The sequence below is a fragment of the Bradyrhizobium sp. C-145 genome (assembly GCF_023375135.1).
GTDB lineage: Bacteria > Pseudomonadota > Alphaproteobacteria > Rhizobiales > Xanthobacteraceae > Bradyrhizobium > Bradyrhizobium zhanjiangense.
The window spans coordinates 5,547,070-5,562,403 of the sequence record NZ_CP088150.1 but is presented as its reverse complement, the minus strand read 5'-3'; the positions used below and the strand labels follow the sequence as shown (position 1 = coordinate 5,562,403).

The window sequence follows — 15,334 nt, the reverse complement described above, 5'->3', positions numbered from 1 at the left end:
TTAGATCGGCTGAGCCGGCCCGAGACAATTGGTGGGGGCTCCGCCCCGGAAGGACATGGAAATGAGCATCGAGGAATTCATCGCCAACGAAGTGAAGTCGAACGACGTCGTTCTGTTCATGAAGGGCACGCCGCAATTTCCGCAGTGCGGGTTCTCCGGCCAGGTCGTCCAGATCCTCGACCATATCGGCGTCGGCTATAAGGGCCTCAACGTCCTCGAATCCGCCGAGCTGCGCAACGGCATCAAGGAATATTCGAACTGGCCGACCATCCCGCAGCTCTATGTGAAGGGCGAGTTCGTCGGCGGCTGCGACATCGTCCGCGAGATGTTCCAGGCCGGCGAATTGCAGCAGCTCTTCTCCGAGAAGGGCGTCGTCGTCGCGGCTTGATGCATGACCCAGCTGACGCGCCGTGTCAGTGGCGCCGAGCTCGAGGTCATCGTTGCCGACATCACCACGCTCGGCGTTGACGCCATCGTCAACGCCGCAAATTCGTCTCTCCTTGGCGGAGGCGGCGTCGATGGGGCGATCCACGACGCTGCCGGTCCCGAGCTTCTCGCCGAGTGCCGGACGCTCGGAGGATGCCCGACCGGCGATGCCAAGATCACCAAGGGCTATCTTCTGTCTGCGCGCCATGTGATCCATGCTGTCGGCCCCGTCTGGCATGGCGGCAGCCACGGCGAGGCGAAGGCGCTGCGCTCGTGCTATCGTCGCGCGCTCGAGCTCTGTCAGGCCAATGGGCTGAACTCGCTGGCCTTCTCCGCGATCTCCACTGGCGTTTATCGTTTCCCGGCCGGGCAGGCCGCGAAGATTGCGGTTCATACGACCATCGACACGTTGCCGGCCGCGCCCTCGGTCAGCCGTGTCATATTCTGTTGTTTCTCGGAGCGAAGCGCCGCCCTTCACATGGACGTGTTGGCGCGGTACGGCAGCCCTTGTGCGTGACGACGCGGTCAGTACACTCCGCCGGACCATGTTCCGGGGAGGGGGTATGATTTCACAATCTGGACTGCGCGCGCTGGTCTGCGGCGCGCTGGTGTCGCTTGGCGCGATGTCGTCCGCGCATGCGGAGGGCACCTACGAGATTCCGGCCGGCGCGCATTTCAACCAGGACAAGCTCGCGAAGGTCAGCGAGTTCTTCAAGAACGAGGTCGCCACCGGCAAGATCGCCGGCGCCACCGTGCTGATCAAGCAGCACGGCAAGCCGGTCTACCACGAAGCCTTCGGCGTGCAGGACGTGGTCAGCAAGGCGCCCATCACCGACAAGACGATCTTCCGCCTGTTCTCGATGACCAAGGCGATCACCTCCGTGGTCGCGATGCGATTGATCGAGGATGGCAAGGTCAAGTTAGATGATCCCGTCTCGAAATACATCCCGTCCTTCGCCAATGTGAAGGTCGGCGTCGAGAAGAAGGCGGAGGACGGCACCAAGTCGCTCGAACTGGTGCCGCCCAACCGGCCGATGACCGTGCTCGACCTGATGCGTCACACCTCTGGTATCACCTATGGGTTCTATGGCGACAGCCTGGTGCGCAAAGCCTATCGCGAGGCCAATATCTATGCCGGCGATTTCGACCTTGCAGAGTTCGCCGAGCGGATCGCAAAACTGCCGCTGCACAATCAGCCGGGTGCGCTTTGGCAATATGGCCATTCCACCGACGTGCTGGCGCGTGTGATGGAGATTGCGGCCGGCAAGCCGCTGATCGACATCATGCGGGAAAAGCTGCTCGACCCGCTCGGCATGGTCGATACCGGCTTCTTCGTTACGGCACCCGAGAAGCAGAAGCTCCTGGCGCAGCCGGTGCCGAACGACAGCGATTTCCGGGTCGGCCGAATCAACGATCCGACCACCGTCAAGAAAATCCAATTCGCCAGCGGCGGCATGGTGACGACCATGGCCGACTATGAGCGCTTTGCGCAGATGCTCCTCAACGGCGGCAGCCTCAACGGCAAGACCATCCTCAAGCCCGAGACATTCAAGCTGATGGTGACCGATCAGGTCGGCCCGAAATCGGGCGTCGACCGCGACTATTTCTACTTCCCCGGTGACGGTTTTGGCTTCGGCCTCGGCCTCGCAGTCCGCACCGATCCCGGCAATGCCAAGCCGCCGCCACCCGGCGATCTCGGCGAATTGAAGTGGGACGGTGCCTCCGGCTGCTATTTCGTGATCGACCCCAAGCAGGACATGTTCTTCGTCCTCCTGGAGCAGACTCCTACCGAGCGCCAGCGGGTGCAACGGACATTGAAGCAGTTGGTCTATGAAGCCATGGAGAAGTGATGTGCGCGGGCGCCGCGCGCTGATCGCGGCGCTCGTTGTTCTGTTTGGCGTGGTCGGTGCGCGTGCGGGCTCCGAGCGCGCTGCGCACAAATTCTCGCCTGAAGGCCTCGCAAAGGTCTCCGACTACATCCGGAACGAGATCGCCACCGGTAAGATTCCCGGCGCCATCCTGCTGCTCCAGCAGCACGGCAAGCCAGTTTATTACGAGAATTTCGGCGTCCGTGACGTCGCGACCGAGATCTCGATGAGCGCGGACACGATCTTCCGCCTCTATTCGATGTCGAAGCCGATCACCTCGGTCATGGCGATGATGCTGGTCGAGGAGGGCAAGCTTTCGCTCGACGATCCCGTCTCGAAATACATTCCGGCCTTCGCCAAGATGAAGGTCGGCGTCGAGACGAAGGCCGAGGACGGCAAGGTCGCGCTGGTGCTGGAAGCGCAGAATCGTCCCGTCACGATCAAGGATCTGCTGCGCCACACCTCGGGTCTGCCTTATGGCTATCATGGTGGCGGCATGGTGCGCGAGCTCTATGCCGAGGCCAATCTGTTCCAAAGCAATCTCAGCAATGCCGACTTCGTCGCGAAGATCACCACGCTGCCGCTGGTCGAGCAGCCGGGCACCGCGTGGGATTACGGCTTTTCCACCGACGTGCTCGGCCGCGTCGTCGAGGTCGCTTCCGGCAAGACGCTGCTCCAGTTCGAGAAGGAGCGGCTGCTCGATCCGCTCGGCATGACCGAGACCGCGTTCTTCGTCGCCGATCCCGCCAAATTTCCGCGCGTTGCCGAGCCGATGCCGGAGGACCGCAACATCAACCCGACCACGCCGGTTCGCGACATCAGGCGGCCGTCGAAGTGGGAATCGGGCGGCGGCGGCATGGTCGGCACGATCGGCGACTACGCCCGTTTCGCGCAGATGCTGCTGAATGGCGGCATCTACGAGGGACGGCGTTATCTCAAGCCCGAGACCATCGCGCTGATGGCGTCCGATCATATCGGACCTGAGACGAAGATCGCGCGCGACCAGAACTATTATCCGGGCGACAGCTCCGGCTTCGGCCTCGGCTTTGCCGTACGCACCGCGGTGCCGCCGGGTACGGCGTGGCCGCTTGGCGAGTATCGCTGGGACGGCGTCGGCGGCACCTTCTTCTTCATCGATCCCGAAGACGATCTGTTCGGGATCTTCATGGTGCAGACCCCCTCACAGCGCGGCCGGATCCAGCTGGCGCTGAAGACGCTGATCTATCAGGCGATGGGGCGGTGAGCTCGACCATTACGCCCCTCGGGCTACCTGACTTACGCTCCGCGCACGATCTCGCGCACGTATCCGATCGTCTCCTCGATCTGGCTCGCATTGACGTCGAGATGGGTGCAGGCGCGGATGCGGCCGTCCATCATCGCAAGCGTCACGCCGCGCTGGCGTAGCGCTGCGACCATCTTGTCGCCGGGAATGCCGGCGCCGTCGGGCTTGAAGAATACCAGATTGGTCTCGGGCTCCTGCACCTCGATGCCAGAAATCTGCGACAGCCCGCGGGCGAGCGCGCGCGCATTGGCGTGGTCGTCGGCAAGGCGCTCGACGTGATGGTCGAGGGCGTAGATGCAGGCCGCGGCGCAGATTCCGGCCTGCCGCATCGAGCCGCCGAGGCGCTGCTTCCATTGCCACACCGCGTCGATGAAGGCGCGTGAGCCCGCAAGCACGCCGCCGATCGGCGCCCCGAGGCCCTTGGAGAAGTCGATCCAGGCCGAATCCCATCCAGCGGTCATGTCGCGCGGCGAGATTCCGCTCGCCACGGTGGCGTTGAGTAGGCGCGCGCCGTCCATGTGGGTGATGAGGCCATGCTGCTTCGCGATCGCGACGATCTCGTCCAGCGCCGCCTTCTTCCAGATCGTGCCGCCGCCGATATTGGCGGTCTGCTCGACGCTGACGACGGTTTGCGGCGGCTGGTAGCGCGTGCGCGGATGCAGCGCCCTGCGCAATGTGTCGGGCGTGAACTGGCCGTCGGCGCCCTTCAGCTGCGTGACCTGGAAGCCGCCGATCGCCGCATGCGCGCCGCCTTCGCGGGCGATGATGTGCGCGGTCTCGTGGGCGAGGATCTCGTCGCCGGGACGGCAATGCACCAGCGTCGCGGTGACGTTGCACATCGTGCCAGAGGGCATGTACACCGCGGCTTCCTTGCCGAGCAGATCGGCCACGCGCTCGCACAGCGCGTTCACCGTCGGATCGTCGCCGACCTGCTCGTCGCCGACCTCCGCCCGCGCCATCGCCTCGCGCATCGCAGCGGTTGGCTTCGTCTGCGTGTCCGAGAGCAGATTGATGCGCACCGGCGGCGCCTTGGGATCGACGGGGGGAGGGGTGTAGAGCATCAACTTGCTCCCTGAGGGATTGGCATTCGCTCGCGGTTAGCGAGTTCTAGATGGACGCCGGGCGGCGTGACGAAACCGCATAATAACGATTTCTGTCTCGGTCACACGATAATCGATCAGATAAGGATAAGGGTTGACCGGCACGCGACGGACGGATGCACGAGTGGTCTGGCGCCCTGCATAAGGATGGTCCTGAAGCAGCGCGATAAGCGCGACAATGCGGTCGCGGACGCGGCCTGCTCCCTGGGGCGAGCGCGCTTCGATATAGGTCAGGGCCACGTCGATCTGGGCAAGCGCTCGCTTCGTGTAACGGACCTTCACAGCCCGTGCTTGGCCCACATCACGCGAACTTCATCGGCGCTAGCCAGCTCACCGCGGGCGATTTCAGCTTCGGCCTCGGCGAGATCCGCCTCTTCCGCCGCCGTCAGCTGGATCGGAGGCTGATCGACTCCGGCGAGTTCAAGCAGCGCTCGCGCCAACTCATCCTGCTCTGAATCGGGCAGGCCGGAAACCTTGCTAAAGGCCTCTTCCAGAAGACGCGTCATGATCAACTCCGTTAGTGCAAGCATAGCACGGATAGGATGAGACAGGGGAGTGGCGGCCTGAAACGAAAAAGGCCCCGGAAACCGGGGCCTTTGAACGTCGATCTGCCGAAACGATCAGCGCGAATAGAATTCGACGACCAGATGCGGCTCCATCTGCACCGGGAACGGCACGTCGGAGAGGCCGGGGATGCGCGCATACTTCGCAATCATCTTGCCATGGTCGACTTCGAGATAGTCGGGAACATCGCGCTCGGGGAGCTGGCTGGCTTCGAGCACGTGAGCGAGTTGCTTGGAGGCTTCCTTGACCTCGATCACGTCGCCGACCTTGAGCTGGTAGCTCGAGATGTTGACCTTGCGGCCGTTGACCTTGACGTGGCCGTGGTTGATGAACTGACGCGCGGCGAAGATGGTGGAGACGAACTTGGCGCGGTACACGACCGCGTCGAGACGGCGCTCGAGCAGGCCGATCAGGTTCTCGCCGGTGTCACCCTTGAGGCGGCTCGCCTCGACATAGATGCCGTGGAACTGACGCTCGCTGATGTTGGCGTAATAGCCCTTCAGCTTCTGCTTGGCGCGCAGCTGCACGCCGAAATCGGAGAGCTTGCCCTTGCGGCGCTGGCCGTGCTGGCCGGGGCCGTATTCCCTGCGGTTCACGGGGCTCTTCGGGCGGCCCCAGATGTTCTGGCCCATACGGCGATCGATCTTGTACTTCGCCTCACTACGCTTAGTCATCGCGTCCTCTTCGGTTGCATGGTTTGAGGAAACGCGCCCTCCTGTGTGACGGGCTAGGCCCGGCACCGACAGGTCCGATCCCCAAAGCTTAAGGACAGGACCACGGGTCGCGAAACGCTTCGCGGGCCGAAATCGGCCCGCGAGCAGGCGGCTTTTAGGGGAGTTTGGGGTTCGCTGTCAATGCGAATGCCCCCGGAATCAGGTCCTTACTGCCCGGATGGGCTTGGCGCCGGCTGCCCGCAATTCGGCAGCGATTTCAGTGTTGAGGACCTGTTCCAGCCGGGTCAGGACCCGGGCGATCGGGGCGGCATCCGTCACCCGGTGGTCCCAGCGGATCACGACATGGATGGTCTGGTCCGCCTCGACCACCCCATAGCTGATGACGAAGGGGCCCGGCGTGATGGGGTGGAGCTCGCCGCCGCCATAGGCGGCCACCGAGCTTACCGCGAAGCTGCCGAACCAGTTGCCGCGCTGCCGGCCGAAATTCAGCCCCACCGCCCAGGACAGGCGCCGCAGCGGCAGGGGCAGGCGGGTCGCCCGCATGATCTTGCGGAACATCGGGACGTCCTCGACCGGCGCCGTCTTGGCGCGCCGGATCTCGGCGTCGATCTGGCCCAATGGCAGGGCTTCCGGGGCCGAAATCCGCTGCGGCATCACGCATTCCTCGCCCCGTTCTACCCGGGCGATGGCGACCAGCGCCACGCTCTTCGGCAGCTCATAGAGCGACGGCCAGGGCCATTTGGCATAGACGGTCCGCAGGATCGGCTCGTCTTTGGCGACCAGGGCAAAGGCCTTGACGAACATCGCCGCCCAGCCGGCAGGCGCCATCGCGCCGGCGCGGGATTCGAGCAGGGGGCGAATATCAAGCGAACGGGAGAGCGAGACGAAGGGCACGCCCATCGAGGCGCGCATGAGGTCGCAAATCAGGCGGCGTCGCAGCGAGATGGTCTTGGGCGTCCCGCGCATTGGTCTCCGGTTCCCGCAGATTAAAATATGTGCAGCGAGCGGGTCATCCGCTCGCCGCGTGATCTAGCACGAACCAACCCGCTTGGGCTCGGTCGGTTCGTCGCATGAGGGGCGCCGGCGAGGCCAGCGGATTGGCTTTGTTGAAAACGTAAATTACTAGTATTTTCAGAGGCTTGCTGCTATATGTTTTGGCGTCGTGCACGGGCATCTGCCGGGACCCGGTAGGAATCGCCGGCCTTCAGATGCTTGTGGGCCGCCGACTCCCCTAGCAGCGCCCCGGTTCCCGGCAAGGCCGAGATCGGCTTGTTCAGCGCCTGGTCCCTTCGAACGCCGCCATGATGCCACGCTGGAACAGCGACCAGTCGAAGCCGAGCGCGATCGCCCGGTAGCCACGGTCGATCAGGGCGTTGGCCTGGTCGGCGGTGCGCGCCACGCCCCCGATCGGCACGCCGCTTCTGAGGATGCCGGCTTCCGCGCGGGCGACCAGCTCAAGCAGCTCCGGATCGTCCATCTGACCACGCTTGTTGATGGAGGTGGCGAGATCGCCGGGGCCGATCACTGCGACGTCGATGCCCGGTGTCGCCATGATCTCGTCGATGCGATTGACGGCGTCGACATGCTCGATGGTGATCATGCAGATCATCTCGTCGTCGGCGCTGGCCATGTAGTCCGGCATCGACTGGCCCCAGCGGAACGGCGCGTGGAAGGGACCCCAGAGCCGATCGCCGCGCGGCGGATAGCGCACGCTGCGCACCGCTTTCTCGGCGTCGTCGCGGTTGGTGATCATCGGGAAATTGATGCCGAAGGCACCGATGTCCATCGGTGCTTTCGCAAGCCATGGCTCGTTCGCGGCGATCCGAACCAGTGGCGTGCATGGCGTGCCCGTGGTCGCGGCGATCATCGCATGTGCTTCGGTCAATCCAATCGGCCCATGTTCGAGATCGACGATGATCCAGTCGAGCGAGCGCGCCATGATCTGCACCATCTGCACGCTCGGGATCGTCGCGATCGCGCCGAAGGCGGGGCGCCCCTCGCGCCAGAGCCGGCGGAGACGGTTGAGTGGTGTGGAGGGGACCGACATGGGAAGGCCTGCGGCAAGGTGACGACGGCAAAGCCTAGCAGCGCGCCGTTGCCGCGCAAAGTCAGGCCAGGGCGCGGCCGCCGAAGAACGGTGTAAGCATCGCCGAAAGGCCATGCACGCGGTTCGAGGTGAAGATCATCTCGGCGCCTGACTGCGCAATGCCGCCGATCCGCGGGCCAAGCAGATCCGAGACGCGGCGGGCGATCGCGGGCGCGGGGTCGATCCACTCGACCGGCCAGGGCGCCAGCCGTTTCAGCCGTTCGAGCAGAAGCGGATAATGCGTGCAGGCGAGCACCACCGTGTCGGTGCGCGATGTCGCATCCCCGGCGTCGCCGACGAAACAGGGTGCGAGTTCGGCGAGGATGGCCTCGTCGCTGATCGCAGCGCCGCTGAGCTCGGCTTCAGCCAGCGAGGCAAGCTCGGGTGAGCCGACCAGAGTCACCTCGCATCCCTGCGCGAAGTCGCGGATCAGAGCTTTGGTATATTCCCGCTTTACTGTGCCCTTGGTGCCGAGCACCGAGACGCGGCGGGTCTTCGACTGCGCGCAGGCCGGCTTGATCGCCGGCACCGTGCCGACGAAGGGTACGGAATAGGCGGCGCGCAAGTGAGACAGGACCAGGGTGGATGCCGTGTTGCAGGCGATGACGATGAGGTCGGGATCATGCGTACCGATCAATTCACCCATCAACGGCACCACGCGGGCGATGATCTCGTCCTCGCCATGGTGGCCGTAGGGGAAGAAGGCGTCGTCGGCGACATAGACGTAATGCGCGTCCGGGCGTGCGGCGACGACCTCACGGAGCACCGTGAGTCCGCCAAGGCCGGAATCGAACACCAGGATGGTCGGGGAGTTGGTCACGTCATTACCTTAAGGCGCCATGGTTACCATTCGGTTTTTAGGGCGGTTTTGCGGCGGGACCGCCCCAGCGCCAATCTGGAAGGGTCGAATGCGCTGCGGACGGGACATATCCGCAAAATTGCGCGGAGCCATCGTGTCCTAGACTGGCCGCAACGCCTTTGGCGTTGCGGCGTGGAGGCGGGGCGGTCACGCGATCCTGTTCGTGGCGGCCGCCCGCTCCGTGGCGAGCTGCTTCTGCAGGCGATCGATGTTTTGCAAGAGGCGCTGGCTGGTCAGCACCAGGAAGTAATAACCGAACTGCGGATCCTGGAAATAAATCTCGAGCAGCCGGTCATAGGTGATCGTCAGCACCTGTCCGTCTTCGATGCACTCGATCGTTCCGGTGCGCCGGTTGTCCGGCGTGAGAAAGCCGAGCTCTCCCATGAGAGTTCCCGGCCCGATCTCGACATTGATCTCCTTGACCAGGAATTTTCCGGTGACCGTGAGGAGCATCTCATTGGCGGGGTCGCCCAGCCTGAACAGCGTGTCGCCATGGCGATATTTGCGCTCGGTCATGAACGGCTTGAGCCATTCGATCGACATGTCGCCTTCGGCCGCATGGCGCGCCTTCTTGACCAGCTTGAGCATCTGCCGCAGCCGCAGGGCGTTGATCGGCAGCAACAGAAGATACAGGAGGAACGTCGAGACGTTGGCGGAGAGCGCGCCGAAAACGGCGAACAACGCGCAGCCGATCATGTTGGCGACGCGCAGCGGCACCATCGTCCGCATCAAGAGGGTGGCGACGAAGAAGACGGCGCCGACCGCGGCGAACAGATTGGCCAACGTGATGTTGTGGACGAAGATCTCCAGCAGCCGGTTGAAGATCGCGTCGTAGGTGACGTTGTTTGGATCGAGGCCCATCTGGACCAGGATCTTCGCGATCCTGAGGTTGTCCGTTGCCGCATCGAGAATGCGGTCGAGGATCGAGGAAACGTCTGCGCTGCCGGACGGCATGGTACTAACCCCGCGTAAGGCCTTCAGTCCTGCTCGGTATTCGTATAGCCGAAATCGAATGACGGCCGCCTGAAATGAAGCCTTTGGCCATCATGCCGCAAGAGGCAAATTTTAGCTTGATCGGGCGTTTCGGCAATTGCCCCTTTGGTTGTGCGTCGGCCCGCAACGCGGCCGTGATTCGGGGCGACTTCAGCGTCGCGGATGGGCCCGACGCCGCGGGGGCCGCCCGATCTCCGCCTTAGGGCTTGGCGGCGGGTTGCACGACCTGCTGCTCGACGAGGCCAAGACGTCCGGGCAGCGAGCCTGCGCGCAGCAGCATGGCGACGCTGTTGGCCTCTTCCAGGGTGAAGTTGCCGGAGATCTGGCCTGAGCCGCCGGTGATGGGCTCGCGGATCACGGGAGCGGCGATCACCTTGTCGTCGAGCACAATGGCAAAGGGCTTTCCGATGTTCTCTGCGGTGATGCGGGCGAAGCGCCGCGTGCCGCGGCCGTTGAAGCGGAACGAGGCGATCGGCTCGTTCGTGTCGCTCGTAAATCCGGATCCCGCATAGCCGATGTCGTCGCCGTCGAGCGCGCTGTCCTTGGCAACGAGATAAGAAAGCCTGTCCTTGAAGCCGAGCAGGACTTCCGTGCCAGTGGGCGGCGTGACGGATCGCGCCTGCTCCGGCGGCATCGAGAGATCGATCAGGCGGAAGCTGACCCGCACCTTCTTGGCGAAGATTGTGGTGATGCGCTCGGGCTCCATCGCGCCCGGCAGGAAGATGCGGATGCGGTCCGTTCCCTCGGGCTGGACGCTGACGAGTGTGATGCCGGCGTCCTTAAGGCGCTGCTCGATCATAGCGATGGAATCTTCGACGAGATCGTGCAGCCGTGCGGCGGATGCGGCGTCGGTCGGCGCAAGCCTGATCAGTCCGTCGCCGGCGTCGGTCGCGGTGAGCGCGTGCGTGGGCAATCCCTCCGCCGCCGAGGCCAGCTTGCGTGTGAGCTGTTCGCGACCTTTGGCGTCCGCAATCTTCACTTCGACGCCGCCGTCGCTGATCGCAAGTCCGGAGAAGGCGATCCGCCCCTCGCGCAGAATCTTGTAGGCGTCGTCGCGCAGATCCGTGACGACCGCCTCCCGTAAGCCATCGGTGTCCACCTTGTAGATGATGCGGGATCCGCCCAGCTTCTCCATCTTGTCGGCGACGAAAGCCGCGACCTTGGTGCGCATCTTGTCGAATTGAGTGTCGGCCAACGCCACGCGAGGCAGCACGATCGCCATGGCGAGTCCGACGAGCAGGCTTGTGATGCGGTTCCGCAGATGCGTAGGCATGATCACCTCAAGTCTTGCGGCAGGACGCTGGCGGGGAGGCCGGCGCCAGTTTCTTGGTCCCCGGATCGGGTGTGGAGGTTCAATTTCGGTCTGGATTGAGGCGGAGCGCCGCGGCCGGTAGGCGATGGACGAACGCCAAATCATCCATCATTGTGTTCCCGCTCGACCGGCAAATCGGTCGAGGCCTCGCCGAACCAAAATGTCAAAAGACAGGGGGCGGGGACATGCATCTGAGGGAGGACGAAATTCCATGGCGGGCATCCATGCGCTCGATCGGCTCATCGGCAACGACTATCCGGATTTCTTGACGGACGCCGACGTCCGGGCCTTCGAGCAGATTCCTTATGCCGATCGCGTCGCGGCCGAGAGCACCTATGACGCGATCAGGCTGGGTGCAGCGCGCAACCCCGACGGCGCGGCGATCCAGTTTCTGCAAAACGCCGATCCCGCCGACACGCCGGTCGTGGTCACGTATCGCGATTTCATCGCGCGCGTCACGCAGGCCGCCAACATGTTTCACGCGTTGGGAGCGGAGAAGGGCGACGTCATCAGCTTCATGCTGCCGCTCGTGCCGGATGCCTTCGTGACGCTGTTCGGCGCCGAAGCCGCGGGCATCGCCAATCCCGTCAACCCGCTGCTCGAGCCGCACCAGATCGCGGAGATCTTGGAGGCCGCGAACACGAAAATCCTGGTGGCGCTCGGGCCGATGCCCGGCACCGACATCTGGCAGAAGGTCGAGCAGATCCGCCCGCAACTGAAGCATCTCAAGGCCATCGTGCAGGTGTTCGGCGGCGGCGATCCCGCCAACGGCATCTTCGCCTTCGGCGACCTGATCAAGCAGCAGCCGTCGGACCGGCTTGTCAGCGGGCGCAAGATTTCGGGTGCCGACATCGCCGCCTATTTCCACACCGGCGGCACCACCGGCACGCCGAAGCTGGTGCGGCACACCCATGCCAACCAGGTCTATCAGGCCTGGGCGCTCAATCTGCTGCTGAAGGCGAAGCCTGGCTCCAATCTGCTGTTCGGCATGCCGCTGTTTCACGTCGGCGGATCGTTGACGCAAGTGCTGCTGACGCTGTCGAGCGGCGGCTCGCTGGTCGTGCTGTCGCCGAGCGGCTGGCGCAATCCGAATGCGGTGAAGAACATCTGGCAGCTGGTCGAACGCTACAGGCCCGACGCGCTGTCGAGCGTGCCGACGGTGCTCGCCGCTACGCTGGCGGTACCGCCAGGCAACGCCGACATCTCCAGCTTGAAATATGCCGCCGGCGGCGGCTCGGCGATTCCCGTCGCCGTGGGCTCGGCGATCCAGGACAAGCTCAAGCTGCCGGTGATCGAGGTCTACGGCATGACCGAGACCTCGAGCGTGCACACCCTGGCCTATCCGTCGCGGCCGATCCGGCTCGGCTCGGTCGGCCTTCCCATGCCTTACGCGCGCGTGCGCATCGTGCAACTCGATGCCAATGGCCGCCTGATCCGCGACTGTGCGCCCGACGAGATCGGTGTCGTCATCATGGCCGGGCCGGGCGTGTTCGGCGGCTATCTCAACGACGAGCACAACAAGGGCGCCTTCGTCGACGAGGTCTGGGTCAATTCTGGCGATCTCGGCCGGCTCGATGCCGACGGCTATCTCTGGATCACCGGCCGCGCCAAGGACCTCGTGATCCGCGGCGGCCACAACATCGATCCGGCGCCGATCGAGGAGATCATGTTCAGACATCCCGCCGTCGGCTTCGCCGCGGTGGTCGGCCAGCCCGACGCCTATGCTGGCGAACTGCCGGTGGGCTATGTGCAGTTGAAGCCGGGCGCGAGCGTCGAGCCGGGCGAGCTCGAAACGTGGGTGCGCGAGCGCACGCCGGAGCGCGCCGCCGTGCCGGTGCAGGTGATTCCGATCAATCCGATGCCGGTGACGGGCGTCGGCAAGGTGTTCAAGCCGCAGTTGCGTTGGGACGCGGCGGAGCGCGTGTTCACTAAGGTGCTGGCGCCGATCGTCGCGCGCGGCATCGATTGCAAGGTGAAGGTCGGCGCGCATGGCAGCCACGGCTCGATCGCCACCGTGACGCTTGCGGGCCTGCCACCGGATCAGCGCGAGGTGGTCGCGAACGAGGTGCATGCGCTGCTTGCACCGTTCGTGATGCGCCACGAGGTGGTGCACATGTAGCGGACCCCGATAGACGGCTTCGGCGTCAGTCCGAAAGCAGGGCGACGCTGCGCCGCATTATCCATATCCCCCATCAGGGCGTCTTATGTGATGGGCATCACATAGGAAGAATTAGCAATCAGCGATGCTTCCGAATAGTCTCGTGGAATTGCATCCGGGGGGACGCAAGTGATTCCGTTTCGGCTATTTGCTTTGTTGATAGTTGCGATGGGCCTTACCTGCGGATCGGCGCATGCCGACCGGCGGGTGGCGCTCGTGATCGGCAATTCCGCCTACAAGAGCGCGCCGAAGCTCGGCAATCCCGTCAACGATGCCACCCTGGTCGGCGGCATGTTCAAGAAGGCCGGCTTCGATTCCGTGGACGTCAGGCTGGATCTCAGCGCCAGCGAGATGCGGCGCATGCTGCGCGAATTCGCCGGCAGGTCGCGCGACGCGGACATGGCGGTGATCTATTACGCCGGTCACGGCATCGAGCTCGACGGCAACAACTATCTCATTCCGACCGATGCCACGCTGGAGACGGACGGCGACGTTCTCGACGAGACCATTCCGGTCGAGCGTGCGCTGTTCGCGGTCGAGCCGGCCAAGCAGCTGCGCCTGATCATTCTCGACGCCTGTCGCGACAATCCATTCGCGAAGACGATGAAGCGCACGCTGGCCTCGCGCGCGATCGGACGCGGCCTGGCCAAGGTCGAGCCGACCAGCCCGAACACGATGATTGCCTTCGCGGCCAAGGCTGGGTCGACCGCATCGGACGGCGATGCCAGAAACAGCCCGTTCGCCACGGCACTGGTCGAGCACCTGCCGAAGCCGGGACTCGATCTGCGCAAGGCCTTCGGCTTCGTCCGCGACGACGTGCTGAAGGCGACCGGCTACAAGCAGGAGCCCTATGTCTACGGCTCGCTCGGCGGCGACGACGTGCCCCTCGTCGTGAGACCTGCGGCAACCGGTCCCCAAGCCAACCCGCAGGAGGCCATTCGCAGGGATTACGAGCTCGCGCTCCAGCTCGCGACACGCGACGGCTGGGAAGCGTTTCTGGCGCAATATCCCGATGGCTTCTATGCCAACCTCGCCAAGGGCCAGCTGAACAAGATCGGCGCCGAAGAGACGCGTGCTGCAGCCGAACAAAAGGCCCGGGCGGCCGAGCAGGAAAAGGCAAGGCTCGTTGCCGAGCGCGCCCAGAAGGCCGAGCAGGAGAAGGTCGCCGCGGCCGCCAAAGCCGCTGAAGATGCGCGCATCGCCGCGGAGAAGCAAAAGCAGATCGAGCAGGCGAAGGCTGAAGCGGCCGAACGCGAGAAGGCGGCGGAGGCGGCGGCCGCGAAGGCGCTGGCCGAGAAACAGGCCATGGAAATGGCGGCGGCCGAGGCCGCGGCGAAGCAGGCCGCAGACAAGCAGGCGGCCGACGCCGAGAGCAAGAAGGTCGCTGCGCTGTCGCCCCCGTCCGCCCCGCAACCTGGCGATCTTGCTAAATCAGTCCAGCTCGAGCTGCGACGCGTTGGTTGCATGAAGGCTGAGCCGACCGGCGAGTGGAGCGAAACCGCGCAACGGTCGCTGTCACTGTTCAACAGATACGCCGGCACGAAATTCGACGCGAAGCTTGCGAATACTGATGTGCTCGATGCCCTGAAGACCAAGTCGGGACGCATTTGCCCGCTGGTCTGCGACCATGGCTTCAGGGCCGACGGCGATGCCTGCACGAAGATTGTCTGTCGCCCTGGCTACCGCGTCAGCGACGACAATGAATGCGAGAAGATCCAGGAGAAGAAGCCGGTCGCGACGCGCGAGGATTCGCGGAAGCGGGACGCAGATCGGAAGGCAACCGAAGCTGCGCCGTCCAAGCCGGAGGCGAGTGGGCAGATGGTCTGCAACAATGCCGGCTGCCGCCCGGTAGGGCGCGGATGCCGGCTTGTTCAGCATTCGGGTGCGATAGGTGCGGGCACCGGCTATGGGACGTCCACGGTCGGAACCAAGGAAGTCTGCAATTAAGCGCCGTGCGGTTCACGATGTCGGGCATTGTAGCCCGGATGAGCGCAGCGACATCCGGGGCAGTG

General features: G+C 64.3%; 15 protein-coding genes. 6 read left to right on the top strand and 9 right to left on the bottom strand.

From position 1 onward, the window contains the following. The first annotated feature begins 61 nt into the window (after positions 1-61). The 4 genes from grxD to LRP30_RS26315 are packed head-to-tail and all read left to right on the top strand — an operon-like array spanning position 62 to position 3,537. Complete coding sequence (grxD, locus tag LRP30_RS26330) at positions 62-388, top strand: Grx4 family monothiol glutaredoxin (RefSeq protein ID WP_061883061.1); 327 nt, start codon at positions 62-64, stop codon at positions 386-388. Between the two features lie 3 nt (positions 389-391). After that, positions 392-943, top strand: coding sequence for an O-acetyl-ADP-ribose deacetylase (locus LRP30_RS26325; protein ID WP_128932906.1), 552 nt, complete (start codon positions 392-394; stop codon positions 941-943). Between the two features lie 46 nt (positions 944-989). Next, complete coding sequence (locus tag LRP30_RS26320) at positions 990-2,276, top strand: serine hydrolase domain-containing protein (RefSeq protein WP_164940185.1); 1,287 nt, start codon at positions 990-992, stop codon at positions 2,274-2,276. A gap of 1 nt (position 2,277) precedes the next feature. Further along, positions 2,278-3,537, top strand: a complete 1,260-nt coding sequence (locus LRP30_RS26315; protein WP_206734824.1) for a serine hydrolase domain-containing protein — start codon at positions 2,278-2,280, stop codon at positions 3,535-3,537. A gap of 32 nt (positions 3,538-3,569) precedes the next feature. Here LRP30_RS26315 and LRP30_RS26310 read toward each other — a convergent pair whose 3' ends face one another. The 9 genes from LRP30_RS26310 to LRP30_RS26270 form a co-directional block, all read right to left on the bottom strand. Next, complete coding sequence (locus LRP30_RS26310) at positions 3,570-4,637, bottom strand: threonine aldolase family protein (RefSeq protein ID WP_128932909.1); 1,068 nt, start codon at positions 4,635-4,637, stop codon at positions 3,570-3,572. Positions 4,638-4,673: 36 nt separating this feature from the next. Then, positions 4,674-4,958: a type II toxin-antitoxin system RelE/ParE family toxin gene (locus LRP30_RS26305; protein WP_245474148.1), complete on the bottom strand. Its 285-nt coding sequence runs from the start codon at positions 4,956-4,958 to the stop codon at positions 4,674-4,676. Next, positions 4,955-5,182: a hypothetical protein gene (locus LRP30_RS26300; protein WP_128932911.1), complete on the bottom strand. Its 228-nt coding sequence runs from the start codon at positions 5,180-5,182 to the stop codon at positions 4,955-4,957. Before LRP30_RS26300 ends, LRP30_RS26305 begins: the two co-directional genes overlap by 4 nt. A gap of 114 nt (positions 5,183-5,296) precedes the next feature. Continuing rightward, on the bottom strand, positions 5,297-5,914 hold the full coding sequence (gene rpsD / locus LRP30_RS26295; RefSeq protein WP_128932912.1) for a 30S ribosomal protein S4: 618 nt from the start codon (positions 5,912-5,914) through the stop codon (positions 5,297-5,299). A 198-nt stretch (positions 5,915-6,112) separates the two neighbouring features. Continuing rightward, complete coding sequence (locus LRP30_RS26290) at positions 6,113-6,880, bottom strand: acyltransferase (protein WP_128932913.1); 768 nt, start codon at positions 6,878-6,880, stop codon at positions 6,113-6,115. A gap of 307 nt (positions 6,881-7,187) precedes the next feature. Next, positions 7,188-7,961 carry an aldolase/citrate lyase family protein gene (locus tag LRP30_RS26285; RefSeq protein WP_128932914.1) on the bottom strand — a complete coding sequence of 258 codons (774 nt, stop codon included), beginning with the start codon at positions 7,959-7,961 and terminating at the stop codon, positions 7,188-7,190. Positions 7,962-8,022: 61 nt separating this feature from the next. Further along, a complete protein-coding gene (gene murI, locus LRP30_RS26280) occupies positions 8,023-8,820 on the bottom strand; it encodes a glutamate racemase (protein ID WP_128932915.1) in 798 nt (265 codons plus the stop codon). Positions 8,821-9,006: 186 nt separating this feature from the next. Then, positions 9,007-9,813, bottom strand: a complete 807-nt coding sequence (locus tag LRP30_RS26275; RefSeq protein WP_164934486.1) for a cyclic nucleotide-binding domain-containing protein — start codon at positions 9,811-9,813, stop codon at positions 9,007-9,009. A 238-nt stretch (positions 9,814-10,051) separates the two neighbouring features. After that, on the bottom strand, positions 10,052-11,125 hold the full coding sequence (locus tag LRP30_RS26270) for a preprotein translocase subunit SecD (RefSeq protein ID WP_249756675.1): 1,074 nt from the start codon (positions 11,123-11,125) through the stop codon (positions 10,052-10,054). Positions 11,126-11,375: 250 nt separating this feature from the next. Between LRP30_RS26270 and LRP30_RS26265 the strand changes: the two genes are divergently transcribed. Both LRP30_RS26265 and LRP30_RS26260 read left to right on the top strand, forming a co-directional pair. Continuing rightward, entirely contained in the window at positions 11,376-13,283 is a 1,908-nt protein-coding gene (locus tag LRP30_RS26265; RefSeq protein WP_128932917.1) for an acyl-CoA synthetase, read from the top strand. Between the two features lie 207 nt (positions 13,284-13,490). Next, positions 13,491-15,269, top strand: a complete 1,779-nt coding sequence (locus LRP30_RS26260; protein WP_249756674.1) for a caspase family protein — start codon at positions 13,491-13,493, stop codon at positions 15,267-15,269. Positions 15,270-15,334: the final 65 nt, after the last annotated feature.